This window comes from Pseudomonas sp. BW16M2, from assembly GCF_014268865.1.
Lineage (GTDB): Bacteria > Pseudomonadota > Gammaproteobacteria > Pseudomonadales > Pseudomonadaceae > Aquipseudomonas > Aquipseudomonas peradeniyensis.
Genome location: NZ_JABWRI010000007.1, coordinates 1 through 22699, shown reverse-complemented (window position 1 = coordinate 22699; position 22699 = coordinate 1). Strand labels below are relative to the sequence as shown.

At 65.1% G+C, this 22699-nt stretch carries 27 protein-coding genes; 11 read left to right on the top strand and 16 right to left on the bottom strand.

The genetic code is table 11. The features are described 5' to 3' along the window. From HU735_RS08810 to HU735_RS08800, 3 genes are read right to left on the bottom strand one after another with little or no spacing between them, the layout of a single operon-like run. A complete protein-coding gene (locus tag HU735_RS08810) occupies positions 1-621 on the bottom strand; it encodes an SOS response-associated peptidase (RefSeq protein WP_186713178.1) in 621 nt (206 codons plus the stop codon). Between the two features lie 15 nt (positions 622-636). Next, positions 637-897: a DUF2007 domain-containing protein gene (locus tag HU735_RS08805; protein WP_186713177.1), complete on the bottom strand. Its 261-nt coding sequence runs from the start codon at positions 895-897 to the stop codon at positions 637-639. Beyond that, positions 897-1079, bottom strand: coding sequence for a CPXCG motif-containing cysteine-rich protein (locus HU735_RS08800; protein WP_010225771.1), 183 nt, complete (start codon positions 1077-1079; stop codon positions 897-899). The genes HU735_RS08805 and HU735_RS08800 overlap by 1 nt, the downstream gene beginning before the upstream one ends. A 125-nt stretch (positions 1080-1204) precedes the next feature. Between HU735_RS08800 and HU735_RS08795 the strand changes: the two genes are divergently transcribed. Continuing rightward, a complete protein-coding gene (locus tag HU735_RS08795) occupies positions 1205-2371 on the top strand; it encodes a 1-acyl-sn-glycerol-3-phosphate acyltransferase (RefSeq protein ID WP_186713176.1) in 1167 nt (388 codons plus the stop codon). Between the two features lie 116 nt (positions 2372-2487). Here HU735_RS08795 and HU735_RS08790 read toward each other — a convergent pair whose 3' ends face one another. Further along, on the bottom strand, positions 2488-2748 hold the full coding sequence (locus HU735_RS08790) for a hypothetical protein (protein WP_050703749.1): 261 nt from the start codon (positions 2746-2748) through the stop codon (positions 2488-2490). A 158-nt stretch (positions 2749-2906) separates the two neighbouring features. On the opposite strand from HU735_RS08790, the gene HU735_RS08785 reads away from it, so the two are divergent. Continuing rightward, the gene (locus HU735_RS08785) at positions 2907-3113 is read left to right on the top strand and encodes a hypothetical protein (RefSeq protein WP_050703748.1); all 207 of its coding nucleotides are present in this window, start codon (positions 2907-2909) and stop codon (positions 3111-3113) included. 80 nt (positions 3114-3193) lie between these two features. Here the strand turns inward: HU735_RS08785 and HU735_RS08780 are convergent, their stop codons facing one another. Beyond that, positions 3194-3778: a YajG family lipoprotein gene (locus HU735_RS08780; RefSeq protein WP_011532230.1), complete on the bottom strand. Its 585-nt coding sequence runs from the start codon at positions 3776-3778 to the stop codon at positions 3194-3196. Between the two features lie 195 nt (positions 3779-3973). On the opposite strand from HU735_RS08780, the gene HU735_RS08775 reads away from it, so the two are divergent. Both HU735_RS08775 and mqo read left to right on the top strand, forming a co-directional pair. Then, entirely contained in the window at positions 3974-4207 is a 234-nt protein-coding gene (locus tag HU735_RS08775; RefSeq protein WP_186713175.1) for a hypothetical protein, read from the top strand. Positions 4208-4812: 605 nt separating this feature from the next. After that, positions 4813-6318: a malate dehydrogenase (quinone) gene (gene mqo / locus HU735_RS08770; RefSeq protein ID WP_186713174.1), complete on the top strand. Its 1506-nt coding sequence runs from the start codon at positions 4813-4815 to the stop codon at positions 6316-6318. 158 nt (positions 6319-6476) lie between these two features. On the opposite strand, the gene HU735_RS08765 is transcribed toward mqo, so the two are convergent. The 4 genes from HU735_RS08765 to HU735_RS08750 all read right to left on the bottom strand — a co-directional run bounded on the left by HU735_RS08765 (position 6477) and on the right by HU735_RS08750 (position 8440). Beyond that, on the bottom strand, positions 6477-6767 hold the full coding sequence (locus tag HU735_RS08765) for a PA4642 family protein (protein WP_028689512.1): 291 nt from the start codon (positions 6765-6767) through the stop codon (positions 6477-6479). A 70-nt stretch (positions 6768-6837) separates the two neighbouring features. Beyond that, positions 6838-7308, bottom strand: coding sequence for a hypothetical protein (locus tag HU735_RS08760; protein ID WP_050703744.1), 471 nt, complete (start codon positions 7306-7308; stop codon positions 6838-6840). 98 nt (positions 7309-7406) lie between these two features. Next, a complete protein-coding gene (locus HU735_RS08755; protein ID WP_050703743.1) occupies positions 7407-7880 on the bottom strand; it encodes a WbuC family cupin fold metalloprotein in 474 nt (157 codons plus the stop codon). A 2-nt stretch (positions 7881-7882) separates the two neighbouring features. Next, entirely contained in the window at positions 7883-8440 is a 558-nt protein-coding gene (locus tag HU735_RS08750) for a hypoxanthine-guanine phosphoribosyltransferase (protein WP_050703742.1), read from the bottom strand. A 165-nt stretch (positions 8441-8605) separates the two neighbouring features. Here HU735_RS08750 and upp point away from each other — a divergent pair, with 165 nt between their 5' ends. Together upp and HU735_RS08740 are read left to right on the top strand one after the other, a co-directional pair. Beyond that, a complete protein-coding gene (gene upp, locus HU735_RS08745; protein ID WP_028691132.1) occupies positions 8606-9244 on the top strand; it encodes a uracil phosphoribosyltransferase in 639 nt (212 codons plus the stop codon). Positions 9245-9246: 2 nt separating this feature from the next. Continuing rightward, a complete protein-coding gene (locus HU735_RS08740) occupies positions 9247-10521 on the top strand; it encodes a uracil-xanthine permease family protein (protein WP_186713173.1) in 1275 nt (424 codons plus the stop codon). A gap of 60 nt (positions 10522-10581) precedes the next feature. Here HU735_RS08740 and hemH read toward each other — a convergent pair whose 3' ends face one another. Both hemH and HU735_RS08730 read right to left on the bottom strand, forming a co-directional pair. After that, complete coding sequence (gene hemH, locus HU735_RS08735) at positions 10582-11595, bottom strand: ferrochelatase (protein ID WP_186713172.1); 1014 nt, start codon at positions 11593-11595, stop codon at positions 10582-10584. A 13-nt stretch (positions 11596-11608) separates the two neighbouring features. Then, positions 11609-12514: a TIGR01777 family oxidoreductase gene (locus tag HU735_RS08730; RefSeq protein WP_186713171.1), complete on the bottom strand. Its 906-nt coding sequence runs from the start codon at positions 12512-12514 to the stop codon at positions 11609-11611. Positions 12515-12700: 186 nt separating this feature from the next. Here HU735_RS08730 and HU735_RS08725 point away from each other — a divergent pair, with 186 nt between their 5' ends. From HU735_RS08725 to HU735_RS08705, 5 genes are all read left to right on the top strand, one after another. After that, positions 12701-13687, top strand: coding sequence for an NAD(P)/FAD-dependent oxidoreductase (locus tag HU735_RS08725; RefSeq protein WP_050703738.1), 987 nt, complete (start codon positions 12701-12703; stop codon positions 13685-13687). Between the two features lie 106 nt (positions 13688-13793). Next, positions 13794-14762: a DUF523 and DUF1722 domain-containing protein gene (locus HU735_RS08720; protein WP_186713170.1), complete on the top strand. Its 969-nt coding sequence runs from the start codon at positions 13794-13796 to the stop codon at positions 14760-14762. Next, positions 14752-15627 (top strand): MerR family transcriptional regulator, encoded by an 876-nt coding sequence (locus tag HU735_RS08715; protein ID WP_186713169.1) that lies wholly within the window; start codon positions 14752-14754, stop codon positions 15625-15627. Before HU735_RS08720 ends, HU735_RS08715 begins: the two co-directional genes overlap by 11 nt. Before the next feature lie 11 nt (positions 15628-15638). Then, the gene (gene phrB, locus HU735_RS08710) at positions 15639-17075 is read left to right on the top strand and encodes a deoxyribodipyrimidine photo-lyase (protein ID WP_186713168.1); all 1437 of its coding nucleotides are present in this window, start codon (positions 15639-15641) and stop codon (positions 17073-17075) included. Between the two features lie 3 nt (positions 17076-17078). Next, positions 17079-17759, top strand: a complete 681-nt coding sequence (locus tag HU735_RS08705) for an SDR family NAD(P)-dependent oxidoreductase (protein ID WP_186713167.1) — start codon at positions 17079-17081, stop codon at positions 17757-17759. 9 nt (positions 17760-17768) lie between these two features. Here HU735_RS08705 and murI read toward each other — a convergent pair whose 3' ends face one another. Genes murI through hemA form a run of 5 tightly spaced genes read right to left on the bottom strand, consistent with a single transcriptional unit; the run spans position 17769 to position 22495 of the window. Beyond that, positions 17769-18566 carry a glutamate racemase gene (gene murI, locus HU735_RS08700; RefSeq protein WP_186713166.1) on the bottom strand — a complete coding sequence of 266 codons (798 nt, stop codon included), beginning with the start codon at positions 18564-18566 and terminating at the stop codon, positions 17769-17771. Continuing rightward, the gene (locus HU735_RS08695; protein ID WP_186713165.1) at positions 18559-19314 is read right to left on the bottom strand and encodes a molybdopterin-synthase adenylyltransferase MoeB; all 756 of its coding nucleotides are present in this window, start codon (positions 19312-19314) and stop codon (positions 18559-18561) included. Before HU735_RS08695 ends, murI begins: the two co-directional genes overlap by 8 nt. After that, positions 19308-20138 (bottom strand): peptide chain release factor N(5)-glutamine methyltransferase, encoded by an 831-nt coding sequence (gene prmC, locus HU735_RS08690; protein ID WP_186713164.1) that lies wholly within the window; start codon positions 20136-20138, stop codon positions 19308-19310. The genes HU735_RS08695 and prmC overlap by 7 nt, the downstream gene beginning before the upstream one ends. Beyond that, entirely contained in the window at positions 20139-21221 is a 1083-nt protein-coding gene (gene prfA / locus HU735_RS08685) for a peptide chain release factor 1 (RefSeq protein ID WP_028691144.1), read from the bottom strand. Beyond that, positions 21218-22495 carry a glutamyl-tRNA reductase gene (gene hemA, locus HU735_RS08680; RefSeq protein WP_186713163.1) on the bottom strand — a complete coding sequence of 426 codons (1278 nt, stop codon included), beginning with the start codon at positions 22493-22495 and terminating at the stop codon, positions 21218-21220. Before hemA ends, prfA begins: the two co-directional genes overlap by 4 nt. Positions 22496-22699: the final 204 nt, after the last annotated feature.

The following is a 22699-nucleotide window of genomic DNA, read 5'->3' as shown; positions in this document are numbered from 1 at the left end:
CTAGGCGGGCGTCAGGCACTCCGGCCCATTGAGCTTCGGATCGTTGACGAAGTTCGCCAGCGCCCGCTCACGCAATGCCGCCGGCGGCTTGGCCAACAACTCGTGCAATCTGGCCATCGGTGTTTCAGGATCCAGCCACAGCGCCTGCTCGGCCTCGTCGAGGATCAGCGGCCGACGCTGGTTCATCGCCGCTTGCGTCACCACCGCGCAACTCAGCCATTGCTGTTCCTGCACCGGGTAGACCTCCCACAGCGCGGCGAAGAACAGCGACGCGCCCTCCCCCGGCGTCACCCAGTACGGGCGCTTGCGCGCCGTGCCGCGCCATTCGTAGAAGCCGTTGGCCGGCATCAGGCAGCGCCGCTGGCGCAAGGGCTCGCGGAACATCGGCTGCTCGGCGAGGGTCTCGGCGCGAGCCTGGGCCGGGGTGCGGGACAGGTCGGTGAGCCAGGCCGGGGTCAGCCCCCAGCGTGCAGCGGCGAGCTGCAGCTGGCCGTCGAGCTGGCGCTGGATCAGCACCGTGGCACCGGGCGAGATGTTCCATTGGGCCTGCTGGCCCGGGGGGAAGCCCGGCAGGCCGGCGAAGCTCTGGGACCAGCGAAACAGGGCGTAGCGTCCACACATGGGCGAAATCAAAACCTAGCAGATCAGGGTTCCGGGATAACTTTCCGGTTCGTCGCCGGCAAGCGGCTGGGCAGCATTGTACGCATCGATCAACTGCCGTGCGTACCCAGCCTGCTCGTCCGGTACCGCCAGGCCGAGCAACCCGTGCATCGGCAACTCGCCCACGGCGCCCATCAGGTCACGCCCGACCAGGTGCACCTCGATGCCCTCGCTGGCCAGCATGCCCACCAGCATCTGCGCCTCCAGCAGGCTTTCCGGCTCATAGATCCGTTGCATCAATCGTTCTCGCCGTAGACATCGAGCATCCACTCCTCGCCATGCACCTGCAGCACGAAGCGGATAGGCTTGCAGCACACCTGGCAGTCCTCGATGTACTCCTGGTCGCCGCCGGACAGGTCCACCGTGGTTTCGACTTCTTCGCCACAATAGGGGCAATCGTAGATCGCAGTTTCCAGCATCGCGGCCTCCGGAGTGACTTGTGCGTATAATTGCCGGTCTGTTTACAGGGCCTGAGTGCGTCCGAGCCGTTTTTCGGAGCCCGCCCCTACCTAATTACCCTAGCCGTTTCCAACAAGAGAGCATGATGGGCGAATTCGATGCCATCCGACCGTACGACGACGCTGAGGTCCCTGCCGTTCTGGCACGCCTGCTCAGCGACCCGGCATTCCTCGATATCCTCACCCACTTCCGCTTCCCGCGCGCGGCTGGCGCCTTCGGCTGGCTGCTCAAACCGCTGATCGCCCGGCGCCTGCGCAAGGAATTCGCCGGCGTGAGCTGCGTGTCCACGCTGCAGGACAAGGTCGAGTACTACGTCGACCGCACCATCGACCGCGCCACCGACGGCGTCACCTATACCGGCGTCGAACAGCTCAAGTCGGGTACCGCCTACCTGTTCCTGGCCAACCACCGCGATATCGTGATGGACCCGGCCTTCGTCAACTACGCGGTGTACCACGCCGGCCTGCCGACGCCACGCATCGCCATCGGCGACAACCTGCTGCAAAAGCCGTTCGTCAGCGACATGATGCGCCTGAACAAGAGCTTCATCGTGCACCGCTCGATCAGCGGCCGCCGCGAGAAGCTGGCCGCCTACCAGTTGCTCTCGGCCTACATCAACCACTCGATCCGCAACGATTGCGTGTCGATCTGGATCGCCCAGGCCGAAGGCCGCGCCAAGGACGGTGACGACCGTACCGACTCGGCAATCCTCAAGATGTTCCACATGAGCCGCAAGGACGAGCCGTTCGGCGCGGTGGTCCAGAGCCTGAACCTGACCCCGGTGTCGATCAGCTACGAATATGACCCTTGCGACCAGGCCAAGGCCCGCGAGCTGTACATCCGCGCCACCACCGGCAGCTACACCAAGGCTCCAGGCGAGGACGACAACAGCATCGCCCAGGGCATCACCGGCTACAAAGGGCGGGTGCACATCAACTTCGCGCCACCGGTGACCGACTACCACGAGGACACCAAGCAACTGGCGCAGGCCATCGATCGGCAGATCCTCGGCGGCTACCGGCTGTTCCCGGTGCACTACCTGGCCTATGCGATGTGGGCGGAAAAAGACGCGGCGCTCGAGGTGCCAAGCGCGGAGAAACTGTTCCCGGCCGACGAGCTGGCCAAGGCGAAGGAAGAGTGGCAGCGCCGCCTGGACGCGTGCCCGGTCGAGCATCAGCCGTACCTGGTGCAGCAGTATGCGACGCCGGTGCGTAACCAGTATCAGGTCAAGCGTCAGCCGGCATCGGCCTGACAATACGTTTCGTGGGAGCGGGCTTGCCCCGCGATGGGCTCAGTTCAGGCGGCAGCGTCGCCCGAAAAGATGCAATCGCGGGTCAAGCCCGCTCCCACGCAGCAGGCAAAACACCTTCAGATCCAGGTACTGAACCAGGACAGCAGCAAGGCCATAGCCAGGCAGCAGAAGCCCAGGATGTAGTAATAGCGCGGTATCCGCTGCTCCAGCGCATCCACCACGCCTTCATCCACCGCCAGGCTTTCCCGCCTCAGCGCCTCGCGACGCCGGGCGCTGTGCAGCAGCAGCCCGCCAGGGCAGGTAATGAGCAGGGCCAGCAGGTTGATCAGCTTGGCCGGATGGGCGGCCAGGAAGCCCCAGAACACTTGCAACGACATTGCGCGACCTCGGTATCACGTGCGGCAAAGCCCGGCATTCTACCCAAGCTCGGGGTTGGTACCGCCACTTTGCGACCAGCTGTCATTTAATTTCATCTGTCACACGCTCGTCATCCAGGCAGGCCACCCTGTCGGCCTCTACCGAACCGGAGCTTGTCATGCTGCACGCCGAAAACCAGGACCGCCTCTACCTTGTTGCCCAGAGCGACGAGCAGCAGGCGCTGATCGATGGCTTCGCGATCAATGTCCAGGACCGCCAGTGGCTGGTGTACTGCGCGCTGGGTGGGCATGCCCACCAGGACCTGCCGGAAGTCGACCCGCACACCGGGATCAGCCTGCTGGACTTCAATGTGCAGGCTGCCTGATCCGCGAATACGTCCGCGCAGACAATAAAAAACCCGCCGCCTGGCTGACCAGGCGGCGGGTTTTCTTCATCGCAAACGCCTTACTCGCCCAGCACCTGACCGACGGTCGGGTCCTTGAACAGACGGGTCAAGGCATCGCTGAGCACATCGCTCACCAGCTTGGTGTTGGTTTCCTGGTTCGGCGCCATGCCGAAGCGCTGGTCCAGCGAGGCGCCGTAGCGGCCGCTGTAGCGGCGGTTGGCATTGGACACGTCGGCACGGAAGGTGGCGCCGATGGTCGCCTCGGTCACGTACATCTTGTCCTTGGGCGACTGGTACTTGAGCTCGGCCAGGGTCACGGTCAGCTGCGGCGCGTTGTAGGCGTTGGGCGTCGGGGTGAAGCCGAGCAGGCGCACCGCCGCCTCGGCCTGGGCCTGCAGCTTGGGCACGACATCGTTGCCATTGACGGTGATGGTGCTGGTCTCGGGGTACATGCCACCGCGGGTACCGAGCGATTGCGAGGCGCGCCCGTCGACGACCTTGACCACCACCGGCTGGCCGTGGCCGACCGGGGCCAGTTGCTGGGTAAGCTTGGGTTGCGGGCTGAGTTGCTGCGGGCTGTGGGCACAACCGGCCAGGCTCAGGCTGGCCACCGCGAACAAACCGACCAACAGACGTTGCAACATGCGCGTTTCTCCAGAAAAAGCGGCAAAGGCCCACAGTATACCTAGCGGCAAGCTTCCAGCGGCAAGCTGCAAGCAAAAGCACTTACGCTTTTCCTTGCCGCTTGCCGCTGGAAGCTTGCAACTGCCCTTCTGTCACAATCGTTTCATGCCCCCCGGCTATTCTGGCGCCAGCCCTCACACACAGGACTGACCACCATGGCCTCGCTCTGGACCCTGCTCTTCCACCGCCCGCGCCACGCCACCTACGCCCGCCTCGACAGCGACGGCATCTGCCTCGGTTTCAAGCACTGCGCCACGCCGCCAGGCAACGGCGCCTGGGTGCAGGTGAACGAGGCGCAACTGGCCTGGCTCGGTCGCCCGCTGCCGGCCAGCGCCCGGATTTGCGCCCGTGCAACGCAGCGTTGGCAGCAACGCACCCTGTCCGCCTGACAAACGCTGCAATAAAAACCCAACAAGTACGCCCTTTCCGCCCGCGACATCGTTATAATCTCCCCCCGATTATAAGGACGTCTCCTGATCGGGCCCCGCATTCGCCGCTTCACCCCGGCACCCTCGACGCTTCGCCCACAGAGAGCCTTCCACTCAGGTCTTGCATTGGCTGTCGTGCCTGCTGTTTCCGGCCTTCTGCTTCGCATGAACCTGCGGGTTGCCATCGCGCAGTCCACTTTTGAGGTTCACGACTCCAAAAGAGCGTGAAAAAACGGTTTTTCACAACTTCACGAGAGTGTGGCGAGCAAATGAACAGTCTGGCATGTGCAAGAGCGGCAGATGTGTCCCGAACAGCCCTGAACAGACGGCAAAAGCGCTCATCCCCGATGAGCCTCTGAGGCCGGTCCATAACGCACGACGGAGCACTTGACCATAAGTCGAATTGCCGCACCCGTGGCAAAGGGCGTTCAATAGCCGAACACCCAAGACTGATTGGCGGTATCCGCGGAAGTTGCAAGAACTGCGAAGAGTCGGACATGGCGATCCGGGCCACCCCACGGATCCTATGCTGTCAATTAGGTGCTGTAGATTGTGGAGACGCGTTAATGGCGCAGAACGAATCGGTTGATGTGGTACTGGTAGGCGCGGGCATCATGAGTGCCACCCTGGCCGTACTGCTCAAGGAGCTCGACCCGACCCTGAAGCTTGAGGTCGTCGAGGCGATGGACTCCGGAGCCGCGGAGAGTTCCAACCCCTGGAACAACGCCGGTACCGGCCATGCTGGCCTGTGCGAGCTCAATTACACCCCGCAGGCCGCCGATGGCAGCATCGACATCAAGAAGGCCGTGCACATCAACACCCAGTTCGAGGTCTCGCGCCAGTTCTGGGCCTACCTGAGCCGCAAGAGCGGCTTCGGCTCGCCGCGCGCCTTCATCAACCCGGTACCGCACCTGAGCTACGTCGAGGGTGACAAGGGTATTGCCTTCCTCAAGAAGCGCTTCGAGCTGCTCAAGCAGCACCACGCCTTCGCCGAGATGGAATACACCGAAGACCAGGCGGTGATGAAGGAGTGGATGCCGCTGATGATGCCAGGCCGTCCGGCCGACCAGCGCATCGCCGCCACCCGAGTGATGAAGGGCACCGACGTCAACTTCGGCGCCCTGACCAACAAGCTGCTCAAGCAACTGGGCAACAGCCCGGACGCCCAGGTCAAGTACAGCAAGAAGGTCGTCGGCCTGCGTCGCAACGGCAGCGGCTGGACCGTGAGCATCAAGGACGTCAACAGCGGCGGCAGCCGTGAAGTCGACGCCCGCTTCGTCTTCCTCGGCGCCGGCGGGGCGGCCCTGCCGTTGCTGCAGATGTCCGGCATCCCGGAGAGCAAGGGCTTCGGCGGCTTCCCGGTCAGCGGCCAGTGGCTGCGCTGCGACAACCCGGAAATCGTCAAGCAGCATCAGGCCAAGGTCTACAGCCAGGCCGCGGTCGGTGCCCCACCGATGTCGGTACCGCACCTGGACACCCGCGTGGTCGATGGCAAGACGTCGCTGCTGTTCGGCCCGTACGCCGGCTTCACCACCAAGTTCCTCAAGCACGGCTCGCTCATGGATCTGCCGCTGTCGGTGCGCATGGGCAACCTCGGCCCAATGCTGGCCGTGGCCCGTGACAACATGGACCTGACCAAGTACCTGGTCAGCGAAGTGATGCAGTCGATGGAACAGCGCCTGGAATCGCTGCGCCGCTTCTACCCCGAGGCGAAAGCCGAGGACTGGCGCCTGGAAGTGGCCGGTCAGCGCGTGCAGATCATCAAGAAGGATCCGAAGAAAGGCGGCATCCTGCAGTTCGGCACCGAGCTGGTCTCGGCCCAGGACGGCAGCCTCGCCGCGCTGCTCGGCGCCTCGCCGGGCGCCTCGGTGACCGTGTCGATCATGCTCGAGCTGATCGAGCGCTGCTTCCCCGAGCAGGCCAAGGGCGCCTGGGCCGCCAAGCTCAAGGAGATCTTCCCGGCTCGCGAGAAGGTCCTGGCTACCGATGCCGCGCTGTACCACAAGATCAGCGCCGACAACGATGTGGCGCTGGAGCTGGTGGAAAGCAGCCCGGCCAAGCATTACGCCTGATCCGGCCGAAACGAAAAAACGCCCCTCGGGGCGTTTTTTTGTGCCTGTCTCTTTGCCAGCCTGTACTGGCCTCTTCGCGGGTAAACCCGCTCCCACAGGTATTGGGTAGCTCCTGTGGGAGCGGGTTTACCCGCGAAGAGGCCAGTACAGGTCGTGGATCAGCCTCGGGCGTTGTCGATGATCTCGATGTACTCCGGCGCATTGCGCTGGTCGGCGATCACCTCGACGAAGGTCTTGCCGTGCTCGTCCTTGCCATCGAGGTCGTAGCCGGCCGCGACAAAGAAGCCCACATAGCGTTCGAAATCATCGATGCGCAGGCCGCGGTAGCCCTTGATCAGCTTGTGATGGGACGGCGAGGTCAGGCCATCGGCCGGCTCGAACTGCAGGAACGTCTTGATGTACTCGTCGCTGATCTCGTCACCAATCACTTGTTTCTTGTCTTTACGCATCGCCGACTCCAACTGGACCATCACGGGCATTTTCGAAGGCCGGCAGTTTACCCCCCGAAACCCACGGCCCTCAACGCGTACGTACGGTACCGGTGTGCAGGTCGGCCCAGATGTGGCCATTGGCGTAGGTGAGGAACTGCACGTACAGGGTTTCGTTGCGCAGCAAGTCCATGATCACCCGGTAGTCGGCCATCGGGTAGTTGAGAGTCAGGGTCCGGCTCTTGTCGTCATAGGCCGGCTTTTTCAAGCTCTTGCCGCCCTCGCCATCGAAGTTGAGCAGCACCTGGGCGATGGTCGAGCCCTTGCTCAACGGCTTGCCCTTAAGGCGCATCTGCAGGGACGAGGTGATCGGAATCGGTTGCTGGTCGGACTGGCGCTGGGTGCCCACCACCACACTGTAGTCGGTGACCTGCAGCAACTGCTGGCTGGCCGGTGCCTCCTGGCGCAGGGACAGGTCGTCAGGCGGGAGGAACTGGCTGTGCAGCGGGGCGGCCGAGAGTGGCAGGCTCACCGCCAGCAGGAGGGGGACGATCGCACGCATGTGGGGCTCCTTGGCATGAGCTGGCACTCTACGCACAGGCCCTGTCGCGGGGCAAGTCGCAGCGGCGAACCGCCACCCCCACGACAAGGGGCGCAGGCTCAATCGAACTGCGCGCGCATCCAGGCGTGATACTCGGCAACGCCCGCTTCACCCTCGCGTGGCGCCCACTCGGCCAGCTCACCCTCGCCCACCGCACGGTACGGCCCGGCCTTGCACTCGAACATGATGCTGTCGTCCTCCAGCACCACCAGGCCATGGTAGACCCCCGGCACCAGGTCGACGCCCAGGCAGTCGCCACCGGCCTCGAGCACACGCTTGTCGGTCAGCGCGCCCTGGTCATCGAAAATCAGCAGGCCAAGGCGCCCCTTGAGCACGATCAGCGTTTCGGCCTTGTCGTCGCTCAGATGACGGTGCGGCTGGATGTAGGTCCGCGGCTGCAGCCCCACGGCCATGCGGTGGCACGGCTCCTCCATCTCGTGGAAGTTGTGGTTCTGCCGACCGCGCGGGCTGGCGGTGGCCCGCTCTGCCAGCCCGGCGAACAACGACTGATCGAGGAATCCGGGCTGGCGCATGATTACAGCCCCTTGACCGCGAAGATGCCGTTGGCGTTGCGCCAGTAGCCCTTGTAGTCCATGCCGTAGCCGAAGATGTAGCGGTCGATGCATGGCAGGCCGGTGTAGGTGGCCTTCAGGTCCGGGCTGGCCTTGCGGTCGTGGTCCTTGTCGATCAGCACGGCGGTGTGCACCGCGCGGGCGCCGGCGTGCTTGCAGAACTCGATGATGGCGCTGAGGGTGTGGCCCTCGTCGAGGATGTCGTCGACGATCAGCACGTCACGGTCGATGAACGACACTTCCGGCTTGGCCTTCCAGAACAGCTCGCCGCCGCTGGTGGTATTGCGGTAGCGGGTGGCGTGCAGGTACGAAGCCTCCAGCGGGAACTGCAGGTGGGTGAGCAGCTTGCCGGAGAAGATCAGGCCGCCGTTCATCACGCAGAAGACCACCGGGTTCTTGTCGTGCAGGTCCTGGCAGATCTGTTTGCCGACCTCGGCGATGGCGGCCTCGACCTCGGCTTCGTTGTACAGGCAATCAGCCTCGTGCATCACTTGACGGATATGCTCGAGATCGGCGGACATGGCGCTCTCCAGGGGGTGCGTTTTGGAAAAGCGGGCAAAGGTACGCATCCGCTCGTCCCAGATCAAGCCTTTATGGACTAACGTGCACAATGACTGCACGACATCAAGGACTGAATAGATTAATCTAGCGCGGTTTTTTTGCCCGCCTCCCGGAGCCCTCCCCCTATGCCTACTCGTGAGATCCGCCATCCGCTGATCCGCCACAAGCTCGGCCTGATGCGCCGTGCCGATATCAGCACCAAGAATTTTCGCGAACTCGCCCAGGAAGTCGGTGCACTGCTGACCTATGAAGCCACCCAGGACCTGCCGCTCGAAACCTACGAGATCGACGGCTGGTGCGGCAAGGTGCAAGTCGAGAAGATCGCCGGCAAGAAGATCACCGTCGTGCCGATCCTGCGCGCCGGCATCGGCATGCTCGACGGCGTGCTCAGCCTGGTCCCCGGGGCCAAGGTGAGTGCCGTGGGCGTTGCCCGCAACGAGGAAACCCTCGAGGCCCACACCTACCTCGAGAAACTCGCGCCGGACATCAACCAGCGCCTGGCCCTGATCATCGACCCGATGCTGGCCACCGGCGGCTCGATGGTCGCCACCATCGACCTGCTGAAAAAGGCCGGCTGCAAGGAAATCCGCGCCATGGTCCTGGTCGCGGCGCCCGAAGGCATCGCCGTGGTGGAGAAAGCCCACCCCGACGTGCAGATCTACACCGCCTCGATCGACCAACGCCTGAACGAACACGGCTACATCGTCCCAGGCCTGGGTGATGCCGGCGACAAGATCTTCGGCACCAAGCAGAAGGACGCCTGATCATGCAGGACGGCTTCAACGACCCGCTCTGGCGCCAGGTCGTCTCGGGCGCGCAGATGCTCTTCGTGGCATTCGGCGCGCTGGTGCTGATGCCGCTGATCACCGGCCTCGATCCGAACGTGGCGCTGTTCACCGCCGGCATCGGCACCCTGCTGTTCCAGCTGGTCACGGGCCGTCAGGTCCCGGTATTCCTGGCTTCGAGCTTCGCCTTCATCACCCCGATCATCCTCGCCAAGGGCCAGTTCGGCCTAGCCGAGACCATGGGCGGCGTGATGGCCGCAGGCTTCGTGTACACCTTCATGGGCCTGATGGTGAAGATCAAGGGCACCGGTTTCATCGACCGCATGCTGCCGCCGGTGGTGATCGGCCCGGTGATCATCTCCATCGGCCTGGCCATGGCGCCGATCGCCGCCAACATGGCGATGGGCAAGGGTGGTGATGGTGCCGCGCTGATGCCGTACAAGACCGCCATGCTGATCTCCATGCCGGCACTGCTGACCACGCTGATCGTCGCCGTGTTCGGCAAGGGCATCTTCCGCCTGGTGCCGATCATCGCCGGCGTGCTGGTGGGCTTCGCCCTGTCGTTCGCCTTTGGCGTGGTCGACACCGCCAAGATCGCCGCGGCCCCTTGGCTGGAACTGCCGAACTTCACCGCGCCGGCCTTCAACTGGCAGGCCATTCTGTTCATCGTGCCGGTGGCCCTGGCCCCGGCGATCGAACACATCGGCGGGGTGATTGCGGTGGGCAGCGTGACCGGCCGCGACTACCTGAAAAAGCCCGGCCTGCACCGCACGCTGCTGGGTGATGGCCTGGCCACCACCGCCGCCGGCCTGTTCGGCGGCCCGCCCAACACCACCTACGCCGAAGTGACCGGCGCGGTGATGCTGACCAAGAACTACAACCCGAAGATCATGACCTGGGCGGCGGTATTCGCCATCACCCTGGCCTTCATCGGCAAGTTCGGCGCGCTGCTGCAGAGCATTCCGGTACCGGTGATGGGCGGTATTCTCTGCCTGCTGTTCGGCTCGATCGCGGCGGTGGGCATGAACACCATGATCCGCCACAAGATCGACCTGGCCGAGGCGCGCAACCTGGTGATCGTTTCGGTAACCCTGGTGTTCGGCATCGGCGGCGTGCTGATCGGCAGCGGTGACGGCCCGGACGACTGGGGCCTGAAGGGCATTGCCCTGTGCGCCGTGGTGGCCATTGCCCTGAACCTGATCCTGCCGGGCAACGATGGCTGGAAGAACAAGAAGCTGGATGATCAGTTGCCTTGAGTCTTTCTTGAAATCCTGGGGCCGCCTTGCGGCCCCTAGATTCAAAGCCAGGCGAGTTTCTCAAGCCTTCTCGCACATCCCCGCCAACACCCTCACCCACTCCGGGTGATCATTCAGGCACGGCACCAACACCAACTCCTTCCCGCCGGCCTCGACGAACTGCTCGCTGCCGCGCATGCCGATCTCCTCCAGCGTCTCGATGCAATCGGCGACGAACGCCGGGCACATCACCAGCAGCTTCTTCACCCCCGCCTTGCCCAGCTCGTCCAGGCGTGTCTCAGTGTAGGGCTCGATCCATTTGGCCCGGCCCAGACGCGACTGGAACGACACCGACCACTTGCCGTCCGGGATGCCCATCTTCTCGGCGAATGCCCTGGCCGTGGCCAGGCACTGGCCGCGATAGCACACCGCAAGCATCTCGGCGCTGGCGTCCTTGCAACAGTCGGCGGCCTGGAAGTCGTGGTTGCCGGTGGGGTCGAGCTTCTTCAGGTGCCGCTCGGGCAAACCATGGAAGCTCAGCAGCAGGTGATCGTAATCCTGCTCCAGGTACGGGCGGGCGCTGGCCACCAATGCATCGATGTACTCAGGGTGATCGTAGAACGGCTGCAGAATGCGGGTCTGCAAGGGCAGCTTGCGCTCGGTGATCGTCTGTTTCGCCAACTCCACGACCGTGGTCACGGTGCTGTCGGCGAACTGTGGATAAAGCGGCGCCAGCGTCACCTTGCGCACCCCTTGCGCGGCCAGGCGCTCCAGGACCTCAGGCAAAGCCGGCTCGCCATAGCGCATGGCGATCTCCACCGGTCCATGGGGCCAATGGGCGGCCATCGCCTGCTGCAGACGGCGGGTCAGCACCACCAGCGGCGAGCCTTCGTCCCACCAGATCGAGGCGTAGGCATGGGCCGACTGCTCGGGGCGCTTGATCAGGATCAGCGACACCAGCAACCGCCGCACCGGCCAGGGCAGATCGATCACGTACGGGTCCATGAGGAACTGGTTGAGGTAACGGCGCACGTCGGCAACCGAGGTGGAGGCCGGCGAACCCAGGTTGACCAGCAGCAGGGCGTGATCGGTCATGCAGCGTCCTATGTCAGAGGCGGCTGGACAGGTTGTCCAGGGCCGATTGCAGATCGTTGAAGCGGAACGTGAAGCCCGCCGCCAGCAGGCGCACCGGGCGCGCGCGCTGGCCGCCGAGCAGCAACGTCGACAGCTCGCCGAGCCCGGCCTTGAGCAACAGCGCCGGCATCGGCATGAACGCCGGGCGATGCAGGGCGCGGCCCAGGCGCTTGGCGAACTCGCGGTTGCGCACCGGCTCCGGCGCGCAGGCATTATAGGGACCGCTGGCTTCGTTGTGCCGCAAGAGAAAATCAATCAGGGCAATTTGGTCGTCGATATGCACCCAGGGCATCCACTGCCGACCATCGCCCAACGGCCCACCCAGGCCCAGCTTGTACGGCAGGCGCAGGCGCGACAAAAAACCGCCATCGGCGGCCAGTACCAGGCCGGTGCGCACCAGCACCACGCGGATCCCCAGGGCCTCGGCACGCTGGGCGGTTTCCTCCCAGGCGATGCACAGCTGGCTGGCGAAGTCCTCCTTCACCGGCTGCGAAGCCTCGGTGAGCTCACGCTCGCCACCGTCGCCGTACCAGCCAACCGCCGAGCCGGAAATCAGCACTTGCGGGCGGCGCTCAAGGCGCTCCAGCCAGGCCAGCAACTGCTCGGTGAGGGTCACCCGGCTGGCCCAGAGCAGGTTGCGCCGCGCCGCGGTCCAGGGCCGGTCGGCGATCGGCGCACCGGCCAGGTTGACCACCGCGTCGACCTCGTCGTCATCGGCAATGTCCTCCAGCCGGGCCACGCCCCGCACGCCGGTACCGCAGATTTTCGCCACCTGTTCGGGGCGGCGGCTCCAGACCGTCAGGCGATGCCCTTGCTGGCGCCACATCTGGCAGAGGTGTTGGCCGATCAGGCCGGTACCGCCGGTCAGCAATATATGCATGGCTGTGTCCTCACACTGGGCGACCGTGGTCTATTTTTAAGATCAAGGCACTTTTTTGACCGAACGCTCTCGGATAAACATAGGCCAACCTGCCTATCGAGCGGAATAACCTTATACAAACATTGTGCATTGTACAGGTTTGCCTGGCAGCGTAGGCTGCGTATAGCTAGGTTCGAAGAGGCCATCATGACAGTACCTATTGCCATCATCGGTGCCGGAATCGCCGGCCTGTCCGCCGCCCAGGCCTTGCAGAAGGCCGGGCAGACCGTCCACCTGTTCGACAAGGGCCACGGCAGCGGCGGACGCATGGCCAGCAAGCGCAGCGATGCCGGCGCCCTAGACCTCGGCGCCCAGTACTTCACCGCCCGCGACCGGCGCTTCGTCGAGCAGGTTCAGCACTGGGTGGCCAACGGCTGGGCCGCACAGTGGAAGCCGCAGCTGTACAACTACCGCGATGGCGAACTGACCCCCTCCCCCGACGAACAGACCCGCTGGGTCGGCGTGCCGCGCATGAGTGCCATCACCCGCGGCCTGCTCAAGGATGTCACGGTGAACTTCGGCTGTCGCATCACCGAGGTATTCCGCGGCAAGCAGTACTGGCACCTGCAGGACACCGAAGGCTGCAGCCATGGGCCGTTCAGCCAGGTGGTGATCGCCGTGCCGGCGCCCCAGGCCACCCCGTTGCTGGCCGCCGCGCCCAAGCTCGCGGCGGTCGCCGCCGGGGTGCAGATGGAACCGACCTGGGCCATTGCCCTGGGCTTCCAGGCACCGCTGGAAACCCCGATGCAGGGCTGCTTCGTGCAGGACAACCCGCTCGACTGGCTGGCCCGCAACCGCAGCAAGCCGGGCCGCGACGAACACCTCGACACCTGGGTGCTGCATGCCACCTCCAGCTGGAGCAAACAGCACATCGACCTGCCCAAGGAGGAAGTGATCGAGCAGCTGTGGGGGGAATTTGCCGAACTGGTCGGCTGCGTCGTTCCCGCACCGACCTTCGCCCTCGCCCACCGCTGGCTGTACGCGCGCCCTGCCGTCAATCACGAGTGGGGCACGCTGGCCGATGCCGACCTGGGCCTGTACGCCTGCGGCGACTGGTGCCTGTCTGGCCGGGTCGAAGGGGCCTGGCTCAGCGGCCAGGAAGCCGCCCGGCGCCTGCTGGAGCATCTGGAATAATCGACGGAAAACTTATACAAAAAAATATTATTGTATAAGTTTTCATCTGTGCTGGAATAGACTTGTACAAACCGTGCAGCCTGTACAAGTCATTCCGGAGACCGCGATGAACGCTTCCCCGCCCAGTGGCAAGCCACGCCTGGCCATCAGCGCCTGCCTGACCGGCCGCAATGTGCGCTACAACGCCGGCCACAAAGCCTCCAGCCTGTGCCTCGAGCTGCTCGGCAAGCATTTCGACTGGGTCCCCCTGTGCCCCGAGGTCGCCATCGGCCTGGGCACGCCCCGTGAACCCATCCGCCTGGTAGGCGACCCCGAGCATCCGGCCGTCACCGGCACACGCAACAGCGCCACCGATTTCGCCGGCCCGCTGCGTGCCTACGGCGCACAGATGGCCGACGAACTCGACGATATCTGCGGCTACATCTTCATGCAGAAGTCACCGTCCTGCGGCCTCGAACGGGTCAAGGTCTACCAGGAAGACGGCCACCCGGCCCACCAGGGTGGCCGGGGCGCCTACGCCGCAGCGTTCTGCGAGCGACGCCCGGACCTGCCGGTCGAGGAGGAAGGCCGCCTGCACGATCCGGTGCTGCGGGAAAACTTCATCGCCCGCGTCTACGCCTACGCCGACTGGCGACAACTGCTGCGCCAGGGCCTGAGCCGCGGCGCGCTGATCCGCTTCCATGCCCGCTACAAGTACCTGCTGATGGCTCACAACCCCCAGGCCTATCGCAGCCTTGGCCGCCTGCTCGGCAACATGAGCCGCGACGACGACCCGATGCAACTCGGCCCGCGCTACTTCAGCCAGCTGATGCAGGCCCTGCGCCGCTGCGCCAGCCGCGGCACCCACGGCAACGTGCTGCAGCACCTGAGCGGCTACCTGCGCAACGACCTGGGCCAGGCGGACAAGGCCGAGTTGCAGCAGGTCATCGGCCAGTACCAGAAAGGCGTGGTGCCACTGGTGGTGCCCTTGACCCTGCTCAAGCACCACCTGCGCCGCCATCCCGATCCCTACCTGCTGCAACAGGCCTACCTGCAACCCCATCCGGAAGACCTCGGACTGCGCAATGCCATCTGACCCATTGCTGCCCATCGGCGAAGTCGCCCGCCTGACCGGTGTCAACCCAGTCACCCTGCGCGCCTGGGAACGCCGCTACGGGCTTATCAAGCCGCAACGCACACCCAAGGGCCATCGCCTTTATCCACAGGACCAGGTGCAGCGGGTCCAGGCCGTGCTGCGCTGGCTGGAGCGTGGCGCCGCAGTGAGCCAGGTGCGCGAACTGCTGGACAATACCGCGCACGCCACGGTGCCGATCCAGGGCGAATGGGGTGAACGCATCGAACAGCTGATCGCGGCCATCGCCCGCCTTGCTCAACGCCCGCTGGACCAACTGATCAACCAGGTGATGGCCCTCTACCCCGCCGTGACCGTCTGCGAACGCCTGCTACTGCCGTTGCTCGAGGCCCTCGAACAGCGCTGGCAAACGCATTTCGACGCCCGACTGGAACAGGTGTTCTTTCAGGGCTGGCTGCGCAGCAAGCTGGGGGCGCGGGTCTATCACGACAGCCACTCGCTCGGCGGCCCCTGCGTATTGCTTGCCCGCATCGACGATGCACCTTTCGACCCGGAGTTCTGGCTCTGCGCCTGGCTGCTGAGCAGCAACGGCTACCCACTGGAGATCCTCGAGTGGTCGGTCGAGCCCCGTCAACTGCGCCTGGCCGTGGAGCACCTGCAGCCACGCGCGCTGTTGCTGCAGCTCGGTCGTCGCCCTGACCTCCCTGTGCTGGGACGAACCTTAAAGGACGTAAACACAATGAAACTCCTGGGTGGTAGCACAGTCAGTCTCCATGAGACGGAATTGCACGCACTGTCGCTACCTGACCTGCACCTGTTCGACAGCCCGCAAGCCGCCTTGCGCTGCCTTCAGCAACCCCGACCTTGAGCCTGCAACCCATGCAACTGATCTGGCTGCGCAGCGACCTGCGCATTGACGACAACACCGCCCTCACGGCCGCCTGCCAGCGCGGCCCGACCGTGGCCCTGTGGATTGCCAGCCCCGGCCAGTGGCAGGCCCACGACGATGCGCCCTGCAAGGTCGACTTCTGGCTGCGCAACCTGCGACTGTTGCAACAGTCGCTGGCGGCATTGAACATTCCGCTGCTGATTCGCACCACCGACACCTGGGCCGACGTCCCTGAATGCATGCTCGAGGTCTGCCGCCAACACCGCATCGAAGCCGTGCACTGGAACGATGAATACGGCATCAACGAGGCCCGGCGGGACCAAGCAACTCGCGAATCACTGCAACAAGCCGGGATCACCGCCACCAGCCATCTCGACCAGCTGCTGTTCAGGCCCGGTAGCGTACTGACCCGCACCGGCCAGTACTTTCAAGTATTCAGCCAGTTCAAGCGGGTCTGCCTGGAGCACCTGCACCGCAGCCTCCCGTCGCTGGCTCAACCGGTACAGGCCCAACAGACCCTCCGGATCGGCAGCGACGCCGTCCCCCAGCAGATCGAAGGCTTCGAGCCCCCTTCCGATACCCTGCGCCAGCACTGGCCGGCAGGCGAGGACGAAGGCCGGCGGCGGCTACAGCGCTTCGTCGACGAAACCATCGACGACTATGCACAACTGCGCGACCTGCCTGCCAGGGCCGGCACCAGCCAGCTCTCTCCCTACCTCGCCGCCGGCGTGGTCTCGCCGCGCCAGTGCCTGCACGCGGCACTGGCCAGCAACCGCGGCGAGCTCGACAGTGGCAGCGTCGGCGTGCAGACCTGGATCAACGAGCTGTTGTGGCGCGAGTTTTACAAGCACACGCTGGTGGGCTACCCCCGGGTCTCCCGGCACCGCGCCTTCCGCCCGCAGACCGAAGCGCTGCCCTGGCGCGACGCGCCCGCCGACCTGCAGGCCTGGAAGGAGGGCCGCACCGGATTCCCCCTCATCGATGCCGCCATGCGCCAACTGCTGCACACCGGCTGGATGCATAACCGCCTGCGCATGATCGTCGCCATGTTCCTCAGCAAGAACCTGCTGATCGACTGGCGGCACGGCGAACGGCATTTCATGCGTCACCTGATAGACGGTGACCTGGCCGCCAACAACGGTGGCTGGCAATGGAGCGCTTCGACCGGTACCGATGCGGTGCCCTATTTTCGGATCTTCAATCCCATCACTCAGTCGCAGCGCTTCGATCCGAACGGGGTGTTCATCCGCCAGTGGTTGCCGGAACTGGAGGGAAAAGACGATAAATCGATTCACTACCCGGTGAAATCCGCCGACCTATTTGCTACTAATAATTACTCGGGCCCGATAGTCGATCTCGATAGTAGTCGCCAACGCGCATTGGAAGCCTTCAAAAGCTTGACCAGCTGGCAGGATCAGGGGGCATAGAGCATGACACGTCGTTTCTGGGTTACAGGAGCCAGCCACGGACTCGGCCTGACCTTGGTGGAACAGTTGCTCGCACAAGGGCACACGGTGGCCGCCAGTGGCAGGGATAGCCAGGAACTCGACACCCTGGGGGAATTTCATGGAGCACGCTTGCTGCAGCTTTTCGGTCCCCTGCAGGATGCCGGCCAGCGGCTTCAGGCCGCCTGGGGGACGCTGGATTGTCTGCTGGTAAATGCCGGGAGCTGCGACTATCTGCCGGACAATTTGGCAAACGCAGACCTGTTCGAACAGATCGTCAGCAGCAACCTTCAAGCCACGTACCAGAGTCTGAACGCCGCGCTGCCGTTATTGGCCAAGGGCCAGAGGCCGCAGGTCATGGCCATTCTCAGCCGCTACTCGGCATTGCAGCTGTTCGAGCCGAACCAGCCGCTCAATGGCGGCAACAGCCTGCCGACGTGGCTGCAAGAGCAGCGCAATGTCCTGCACACGCTGGGTATCGATCTGACGGTGGTGGCGCCTCAATCGCTGAAGGCCCCGGTGACCTCGGTGCAGGCCATTCCGGAGCCCTGGACGGCGCAAAGCGCGGCGCAGGAGTTGCTGGCGCGCCTGGAGGAGCGCCAAGCCGATCTGGTGCTGGAGGTGCTCAACCCAAGCGAACTGTGGCCGCTGCCAAAGAACAGCTGACCCTACGTTTCAAGGCAGGAAGCGCTGCACGCTGCCGGATTGGTTCCACAACAGCGGCAGCACCTTGCGCAAGCACTCCGGCTCGCCACTGCTCCAGAACGCCGTTGGCTGCGCCGGTCCGTCACTGAGCAGCCCACGGGCGCCCAGCAGACGTTGCAGTTGGCGCGCCACGGCAGCGCCGGTGTCGATGATCGCCACATCCGCCGGCACCATTTCGGCCAGCATGGGCCGCAGGAACGGGTAGTGGGTGCAGCCCAGGATCAGGGTGTCGCAACCGGCCGCGAGCAGCGGCTTGACATAGCCCGACAGCAACTGGCGCAGTTGCTCGCTGACCAGGTCACCCGCCTCGATACGCTCGACCAGCCCAGGACACGGCTGGGTGATCACCCGCACATCACTGGCGAAGCGGTCGAGCAAGGCAGCGAACTTGGCGCTCTGCAGGGTACCGGTGGTGGCCAGCACGCCGACCACGCCGGAGCGGGTTGCCGCAGCCGCTGGCTTGACCGCAGGCTCCATCCCCACCAGCGGCCAGTCCGGGTAGAGCACGCGCAAGTCGGCCACCGCGGCCACCGTGGCCGTGTTGCAGGCCAGGACCAATGCCTTGGCGCCCTGGTCATGGTAGAACCTGGCGATCAGCCGCAGACGCTGGCGAATGTAGTCCGGGGACTTCTCGCCATAGGGCACATGGCCGCTGTCGGCCAGGTAGAGCAAGGATTCGTTGGGCAGCAGGCGCTGGATCTCGGCCAGCACCGACAACCCGCCGACGCCGGAATCCATCACGCCCACTGGCGCCGAACGCTCAGCCATGGCGATTGCCACACACGGTGCAGGCAGGGTCGCGCTTGACCCGCAGCTCGCGCATGCGGGTGCCCAGGGCGTCGATCAGCAGCAGGCGGCCGACCAGCGGCTCGCCGAAACCGGCCAGCAACTTCAGCGCTTCCAGCGCCTGCAGGCTGCCGACCAGCCCCACCAGCGGGCCGATCACCCCGGCCTCGCTGCAGGTCAGCTCGGCCTCGCTGCCATGGCCATACAGGCAGTGGTAGCAGGGGCTGGTGTCGCGGCGGGTGTCGAACACCGACAACTGACCTTCGAGGCGGATCGCCGCGCCGCTGACCAACGGTTTGCCCGCAGCCACGCAAGCGGCATTGACCGCCTCGCGGGTACCGAAGTTGTCGGAGCAGTCGAGCACCACATCGACCGCCGCCACCGCCGCGGCCAGCGAGTCCTCGTCCAGCGCCTGGCGATGGGCAACCAGGCCGATTTCCGGGTTGATCGCCCGCAAACGCTTGATGGCCGAATCAACCTTGCTCAGGCCGACGCTGTCGCTGTCATGGATCACCTGGCGTTGCAGATTGGTCAGGTCGACGGTGTCGAAATCGGCCAAGTGCAGCTCACCGACACCCGCCGCGGCGAGGTACAGCGCCACTGGCGAGCCCAGCCCGCCGAGGCCGATGACCAGGGCCTTGCCGTGTTTCAAGCGCAACTGGCCGTCGATATCCACCTGCGGCAGGAGGATCTGCCGGCTGTAGCGCAACAGCTCCTGGTCGCTCAGCATGGCAGGCGCCCCAGGCTGATACGTTCGTGGCCGCCCAGGTCGACGCGGCTGGCGACGTCGATGAAGCCGGCCGCCGTCAGCAGGTCGCGTACGGCGGGCGCCTGGTCATAGCCGTGCTCGAGCAGCAGCCAACCTCCGGGCAGCAGGTGTGCCGGGGCCTGGGCGACGATCACCCGCAGGTCGTCCAGCCCGTCCTCGCCGGCCACCAGGGCGCTGCTGGGTTCGAAGCGCACGTCACCGACCACCAGGTGCGGATCGGCGGCGCGGATATAGGGCGGGTTGCTGAGAATCAGGTTGAAACGCTCACCCACAAGGGCATCGAACCAGTGGCTGGCGCGCACCTGGACATTGCCCAGGCCCAGGCGCTGGCGGTTGCGCTCGGCCAGGGCCACGGCCTCGTCGATGCGGTCCACCGCCGTGACCTGCCACCCCGGGCACTCATTGGCCAGGGCCAGGGCAATGGCCCCGGTGCCGGTGCCCAGGTCGAGGACCCGGGCAGGCGTGGGCGACACGAGCTCGAGCGCGGTTTCCACCAGCAGCTCGGTGTCCGGGCGCGGAATCAACGTATGTGGCGCGACTTCCAGGTCCAGCTTCCAGAACCCCTGCTGGCCGAGGATATAGGCCACCGGCTCACCGGCGCGACGCCGTTCGAGGTAATCGGCGAACACCTGCGCCGCCTCGCTGCTGACGATGCGCTCGGGCCAGGTGTGCAGGAAGCTGCGCGACTTGCCCAGGGCCGCGGCCAGGAGCAGCTCGGCGTCCAGCCGCTCGGTCGGCGAGTCCGGCAACTGCGCGTTGCGCAGCAGGCTGGCGATGATGGTCATTCAATCCCCCAGGGCGGCCAGCTGATCGGCCTGGTATTCGGCCAGCAACGGCTCGATCACGGCCTCCACGCCACCGGCGAGGATATCGTCCAGGGAGTAGAGGGTGAGGTTGATACGGTGGTCGGTGACCCGGCCCTGTGGATAGTTGTAGGTGCGGATGCGCTCGGAGCGGTCGCCCGAGCCCACCAGCAGCTTGCGCTCGCTGGCGATGGCGTTCTGCGCGGCGCTGGTCTGCATGTCGTTGAGCTTGGCCGACAGCCAGGACATGGCGCGGGCACGGTTCTTGTGCTGCGAACGCTCTTCCTGGCACTCGACCACGATGCCGGTGGGCAAGTGGGTGATGCGGATCGCCGAATCGGTCTTGTTGACGTGCTGGCCGCCGGCGCCGGAGGCGCGATAGGTGTCCACGCGCAAGTCGGCCGGGTTGATCTCGATCGCCACCTGCTCGTCGGGCTCGGGCAATACCGCCACGGTGCAGGCCGAGGTGTGGATGCGGCCCTGGGATTCGGTTTCCGGGACCCGCTGCACACGGTGCGCGCCGGACTCGAACTTCAGCTTGCCGTACACGCTGTCGCCTTCGACCCGGGCGATGATTTCCTTGTAGCCGCCGTGCTCGCCTTCGTTCTCGGAGAGGATCTCCAGGCGCCAGCCGCGTTTCTCGGCGTAGCGCGAGTACATGCGGAACAGGTCGCCGGAGAAGATCGCCGCCTCGTCGCCACCGGTGCCGGCGCGGATTTCGAGGAACACGTTGCGCCCGTCGTTGGGGTCCTTGGGCAGCAGCATGCGCTGCAGTTGCGACTCCAGGCCCACCAGCTGCTCTTTCGCTTCGCGCACTTCCTCGACCGCCATCTCGCGCAGGTCGGGGTCGGCGTCCTTGAGCAGCGCCTGGGCGCCCTCGAGGTCGTCCTGGACCTTGCGCCAGCCTTGATAGCAAGCGATCACCGGCTCGACTTCGGCGTACTCGCGGGAGTAGGCGCGAAAACGCGTCTGGTCGGAAATGACTTCGGCGTCACCGAGCAGCGCGGTGAGTTCCTCGAAGCGATCCTGGAGCGTGTCCAGTTTGTTCAGCAGCGACGCTTTCATTGCGGGGATTTGTCCGTCGAGCCCTCGTGGAGGGCGAAGAGTTCCTGGGCCATGGCCAGCGCATCGAGGCGGCCTTCGGCGGAGAGCTTTTTCAGTTGCACGCTGGGGGCGTGCAGGAGTTTGTTGGTCAAGCCCCGGGCCAGTTGCATCAGCACGTCCTCGGGGTTGCCGCCGTTGCCGAGCAGGCGCAGGGCCTTTTGCAATTCTTCGTCGCGCAGGCGCTCGCTCTGCTGGCGGTAGGCCTTGAGCACATCCACCGCCGCCAGCTCGCGCAGGCGCACCATGAAATCGTCGGCGCCGGCCGAGACCAGCTCTTCGGCGGCCTGGGCCGCGCCCTGACGGCTCTTGAGGTTTTCCGCAACCACTTCGTGCAGGTCGTCGACGGTATAGAGGTAGACGTCGTCCAACTCGCCCACCTGCGGCTCGATGTCACGCGGCACGGCGATGTCGACCATGAAGATCGGCTTGTGCCGGCGCTGCTTCAACGCGCTTTCCACCGCGCCCTTGCCGAGGATCGGCAACTGGCTGGCGGTGGAGCTGATGACGATGTCGCTGTTAGCCAGTTCCTGCGGGATGTCCGCGAGCAGCACGGCATGGGCGCCGAACTGCTCGGCGAGGATGCTGGCGCGCTCGAGGGTGCGGTTGGCCACGACGATGCGGCGCACGCCCTGCTCGTGCAGGTGGCGGGCGACCAGGGTGATGGTCTCGCCGGCGCCGATCAGCAGCGCCTGGCTGCGGCCCAGGTCGGAAAAAATCTGCCGGGCCAGGCTGACTGCGGCAAACGCCACCGAGACCGGGTTCTCGCCGATGGCGGTGTCGGTGCGCACCTGCTTGGCGGCGCTGAAGGTGGCCTGGAACAGGCGCCCGAGCAGCGGCCCGACGGTGCCGGCCTCGCGGGCCACGGCGTAGGCCGACTTCATCTGGCCGAGGATCTGCGGTTCGCCGAGCACCAGCGAGTCGAGGCCCGAGGCCACGCGCATCATGTGCCGGACCGCGTCGTGCTCTTCGTGGACGTAGGCGCTGGCGCGCAGTTCGTCGAGGCTCAGCTGGTGGTAGTCGGCCAGCCATTGCAGCACGGCGTCGGCGGCGAGGTGGTCCTGCTCTATATACAGTTCGCTGCGGTTGCAGGTGGACAGGATCGCCGCCTCGCGGCTGGCGGTCAGTCGGCAGAGCTGCTGCAGGGCATCGACCAGCTGCTCGGGCGTAAACGCCACGCGCTCGCGTACGTCTACCGAGGCAGTCTTATGGTTGATACCAAGTGCAAGAAAGGCCATGCAAGGTCGCTGGTTGGGACGTGAAGCCGATAATTGTCCTACTTCGCAGGTTTTAGAACAACCACCGTTCGCTATTGTGGCGATGCGGCGTGCCTATCGCCCCGCACCGCCCTCATCCCATCCCTGCCGTTGCCGTTGCCGTTGCCGTTGCCGTTGCCGTTGCCGTTGCCGTTGCCGTTGCCGTTGCCGTTGCCGTTGCCGATC